We start from the raw sequence: 4,916 nt of genomic DNA, 5'->3' as shown, positions 1-4,916 counted from the left end.
AAAACACCACGATCGTCAGCGGCGCCGGCAAGAAGGCCGACATCGACGCCCGCGTTGCCCAGATCAAGGCGCAGATCGAGGAGACCACCTCGGACTACGACCGTGAGAAGCTGCAGGAGCGTCTCGCCAAGCTCGCAGGCGGCGTCGCGGTGATCCGCGTCGGCGGCGCGACCGAGGTCGAGGTGAAGGAGCGCAAGGATCGCGTTGATGACGCGATGCATGCGACCCGCGCGGCTGTCGAGGAAGGCATCGTCCCGGGCGGCGGCGTCGCCCTGCTCCGTGCTTCCGAGCAGCTCAAGGGCCTGCGCACCAAGAACGACGACCAGAAGACCGGCGTCGAGATCGTGCGCAAGGCGCTGTCCTGGCCGGCCCGCCAGATCGCGATCAACGCCGGTGAAGACGGCTCGGTGATCGTTGGCAAGATCCTCGAGAAGGATCAGTACGCCTACGGCTTCGACTCGCAGACCGGCGAATACGGCAACCTCGTCTCCAAGGGCATCATCGACCCGACCAAGGTCGTGCGCACCGCGATCCAGAACGCCTCCTCCGTGGCGGCGCTCTTGATCACCACCGAGGCCATGGTCGCCGAGCTGCCGAAGAAGGCCGCAGCCGGCCCGGCTATGCCCCCGGGCGGCGGCATGGGAGGCATGGACTTCTGATCCAGCCGCATCGAAGAAAGCGAGAATTACAGAACCCCGGCTCCAATGCCGGGGTTTTTCTTTGACGCCGCACTCATGTCCCCTTGTTATTTCGGTGCGCGTAGCCCAAGCCCCGAACTTCAGTACGCATACGACGAAGTACGACGAAGACCGCCTGATTGGCGCATGTGGAAGGTTCTAGTTCCAGAACTAGCCGCAGACATAGAAGCTCCCATCGGCTCACAAACTCAGCAGTCAATAGCCGATCGCTCAATCACTCCGCCAGACGGGGTCTCCTTGGTCTCCTTGCCGCTTACCGATTAGGAGACCAACTTTGCCGACGGCCGCACTGAACTTCGCACACCGCTGCGCTGGGCAAAGTACGTCCCTCGTATCCCTCCGTTGAGGGGTCTCTTGCCGATTACCGCTCCTACTCGTTCTTGGATGAAACAACGCGTCAGCGCCCGGCGGGCTTTCCTCGAATCACCTTAGCGTAAGATCCTCGAAAATTCTGCGATGCCCCCAAGCTCCGGCAATAAGGCTCAGCCTCGCAGAATGCGGCTGTTCGGAAGCCGGTTCGTTTGACACCAAAGCGAGGCCGATGTCGAATCCATCCGAACTTTACGGAGGCGCTGATGGGCTTAGCTAGATCCGATTTGCGCCCGCCACAAGCGAGCGTAAGCGCCTTCAGCTATCAGCAGATCCGCATGCCGTCCCTCCGCAATAACCCGTCCCTTGTCCAAGACCACGATCTTGTCGGCGTCACAAATGGTGCTGAGCCGATGAGAGATGACGATGATGATCTTACCAGCCCGACGCAGATCCTCAACCACGCGTACGACACGCGCCTCGGCGACCGAATCGAGAGAGGAGGTCGCCTCGTCGAGGATCAGGATTTTCGGATCCCGGTACAGAGCCCGAGCCAAGGCAAGGCGCTGCTTCTCGCCGCCGGACAGGCGTACGCCGTTCTCGCCCAGATAGGCTTGGTAGCCACCAGGCCAGCGCTCGATCACCTCCCGCAGCCCTATTTGCTCGCAAAGTTGCCGGACCTTCGCGATGTCCGGCTCGAACTCGCCAAGGGCGACGTTCTCGATCACCGAGCCCGAGAACACGTCGATCGATTGCGGTACCGCAGCAATAACCTTACGCAGGGATACGGTCGAGAGGTCCTGGAGGTCATAAGAGCCGATCCGAATGCGTCCGCCCTCAAGCGGGTAAATATTCTGCAGCAGCGCCGCAAGGGAGCTCTTGCCGGAGCCGCTTTCCCCCACCACGGCCGTCATCTCGCCTCGGCGGAAGGTGACGCTGAGATCCTGGAAAAGCTCCGACTGCGCGCCATGGCGGAACGTGACGTTCTCCAAGCGGATATCGCCAAGCTCGGGCTTGGTGGCATCAATGTCGCCGCCGCTAGCCGGCTCCAGGTCGAAGATCTCGAACAGGCGATCCGCCGCGATCAAAGCATCCTGAACGATCCGATTAGTTTGAATCAGGCTTGCAACCGGCCGGGTGATATAGCCGAGCAACGTATAGCAGGACAGTAATTCGCCGGGCGTGACGGTCTGATCGAGGGCAAGCGTCGTACCGAACCACATCAGTACGATGGTGAATAGGGTCGAGAGGAAAGTCGAGGCATTGTCTCCGAAGACCGAGATGAGGCCGGAACTGTAGACGGAGTGCAGCGTCTTGATGAAGCGGGTCTCCACTTTGAGGTTGACAAAACTCTCCATACTGAACGCCTTGATAGTGGAGACCGCACCCAGTGATTCAACCAGTTGCGCCTCGAGATCGGCGGCATTCTCCATAATGGCGCGCTGGCGCTTCCTATTCAGCCGGTTGATGATCCAATAGACTGAGAGATATATAGGGATGGAGATCACCACGACCAAGGCGATCTTCCACGAGTAAACGAACATCAGTCCGAACGAGAACAGTATCACTAGCACGTTGACGAACATGGTGATCGAGACATCGTTCAGGAAGCTCCTGATCTTCACGGCGTCGTTCATGCGGGAAACGATTTCGCCCAGGCGCATGCTGTCGAAGAACTTCTGGGGTAGGCTTAGGATGTGATTGTAGTAGCCGAGGATCAAGCAGACATCGATCTTCTGCCCCGTTTGCAGGACGAGCCGGTTTCTGAGGATATTGATCAGGATCTGTGGCACCAGGATGAGCAGCATGGCGATGCTCATCAGGTTGAGCAGGTTGCGGTTGCCTGCTGTGATCACGTGATCGACGATCTTCTGGACGTAGATGGCGGTCGAGAGGCCGAGAATCGTCGTCACCAGCGCCCCGACGAGAGCCTGCGCCATCATCTCCCTATGTGGCGCAAGCAGACGGGCGAAGCGGAGAAGAGGGGAGGTGCTCTCGTCACGGCGCTTGAAGGTGTCTGCCGGAACGAGGAGCACCAGGACGCCAGTCCATTGCCTCTTGAATTCCTCATGCGACAGCTTGCGGATTTCGCCATAGGCTGGGTCCATGATGATGACCCACCTAGCGTCAATCGCCTGGATTACGACGAAGTGGTGCAAGACCTCCTTGACGATGACGTGCGCGATAGCGGGCTTGGGGATCTTGTACAGGCTGTCGAAGCCACCCTTCACTCCCTTGGCGATGAAGCCCAGCTTTTGAGCCGCTTGCGTGAGGCCCGACACCGTGGTGCCGGAGCGGCCGGTCGAGGCGTACTGGCGGATGCGCGACAATGGCAGCTTGTAGCCATAGAAAGCTCCGACAGAAGCAAGACTGGCGGCCCCGCAATCCGTGACATCACGTTGCTTGAACTTGATGACCTTGCTCGACATGGCGGCTCGTTGCGTATTTGGAAATGAAGAACTAGCGCGTCAGCAGCGGATTGAGCCAATCGTCGACTTCACTGTAGAGGAGTTGCAGGACCGTGCGGTCGGCCACGAGGAAACGGGCCCGCACGGTCATGCCTTTCTTCAGGCGACCGACAACCCCGTTTTTGAGCGCGACATGGTTGCGAGAGAGCGCGCAGCGGACCTTGAAGACGGGGTTCTTGTCGCGGAGAGTGAAATCCTGCGCCACGTCAAGCACTGTCGCGTCGATGACACCCCATCGATTGTAGTTGAAGGCATCCACTTGGAGCCGCACCAACTGGCCCGATCGCACGAAGCCGATGTCGTTGGGAGAGACGTAGATTTCAGCCACCAGTTCGCCGTCGGGCGATACCCAAGCCACGGTTTGCCCCGCCTGGACATAGCTGCCCGGGGTGAGGCCGGAGAATTGCTCTAGAGCGCCTGACACGGGAGCTCGAATGAGGGTCAGATCCCGTTCGTTCTCGAGCTGATGCAAGCTGGCTGTAAGTTCCTTAAGGCGTAGGTTAGTGTCGAAGAGCTGCTGGTTCCATTCGGCGGATTTGCTACGTGCGAGGATCTCGCCTTTGACCTCAATGCTCTGGAGTGCGAAAGTCTTTTCGTCAACGGCCTTTGCGGGCGATGCAGCAACGGAGACCAGTCGCTTAACGCGGTCGAGTTCTGCCGCAGCATGACTGCGGGCATATTGGTTCTCCCGCAGCAGGTTGAGAAAATGTAGCCGCTCAGCAGTGGCGGACTTGGTCAGGAGGTGGATCTGGTCCTTAGCCTCTGTGCCAGAGGAAATCAGAGTTTCGAGGTCACGGGCAAGATCGGTTTTCGCACGAATTTCGCCCGTAAGCGCCATCAGCCTTTGCTCAACCACCTCATCATCGAGGGCGAGGATCTCTTGCCCTCGGTTAACCAGATCGTTGTCAACGGCAAGGATGCGCGAGACGCGTCCGGAGACAGGCGCGATCAGGGGCGTCTTCTCGATGGTGGGGCGAATCGTCCCGGCACTTTGAACAGAGACCGTTACGGTGATGATTGGCAGTGAGACCAATGTCACAACAACAAAGAGCACAATGATCTTATAGATGACCAAAGATCGTCCTGATCGTCGGGAGAGGACGCTCTCCGCGGTGAAGCTGACAATTTCAGGAGGAAGTAGGATATCGGTCATGTCAGAAGCTCATGACGATTAGCAGCTTCCACGGATACCGCTAATCGGTGTTCGGCAACGCAAAGAGAGAAATTCAAGAGTCGTGCCAACTGTGTGCAGGAAGAGCCCCAGAAAACGGTTCCGCTTTTATCCAACGGCTTAACTGAGAGTGCGGCGGCACGCCGTCCGAACATCACTGTGTCTGGAACGCTACTAACCCGACAACAGGTGGTAACGAAGGACGCAGTGTTGCTCGTGTCCCGCGCGGGCTGCCAGAGACTTGAGAGCGTGCAATCTCTTCACTTCCAA

3 protein-coding genes are annotated in these 4,916 nt (G+C 58.7%); 1 reads left to right on the top strand and 2 read right to left on the bottom strand.

Features of this window, described 5'->3' with window-relative positions:
• Positions 1 to 659, top strand: a 659-nt coding sequence (locus H8A95_RS41550; RefSeq protein ID WP_274617725.1) for a TCP-1/cpn60 chaperonin family protein, incomplete at its 5' end; no start/stop codon positions are given.
• 620 nt (positions 660 to 1,279) lie between these two features.
• Here the strand turns inward: H8A95_RS41550 and H8A95_RS41545 are convergent.
• Both H8A95_RS41545 and H8A95_RS41540 read right to left on the bottom strand, forming a co-directional pair.
• On the bottom strand, positions 1,280 to 3,436 hold the full coding sequence (locus H8A95_RS41545) for a peptidase domain-containing ABC transporter (RefSeq protein WP_229172229.1): 2,157 nt from the start codon (positions 3,434 to 3,436) through the stop codon (positions 1,280 to 1,282).
• A 31-nt stretch (positions 3,437 to 3,467) separates the two neighbouring features.
• Entirely contained in the window at positions 3,468 to 4,550 is a 1,083-nt protein-coding gene (locus H8A95_RS41540) for an HlyD family secretion protein (RefSeq protein WP_229172230.1), read from the bottom strand.
• Positions 4,551 to 4,916: the final 366 nt, after the last annotated feature.

It is taken from the genome of Bradyrhizobium oropedii (genome assembly GCF_020889685.1).
Lineage (GTDB): Bacteria > Pseudomonadota > Alphaproteobacteria > Rhizobiales > Xanthobacteraceae > Bradyrhizobium > Bradyrhizobium oropedii.
This window is presented reverse-complemented; position numbering and strand designations above follow the sequence as displayed.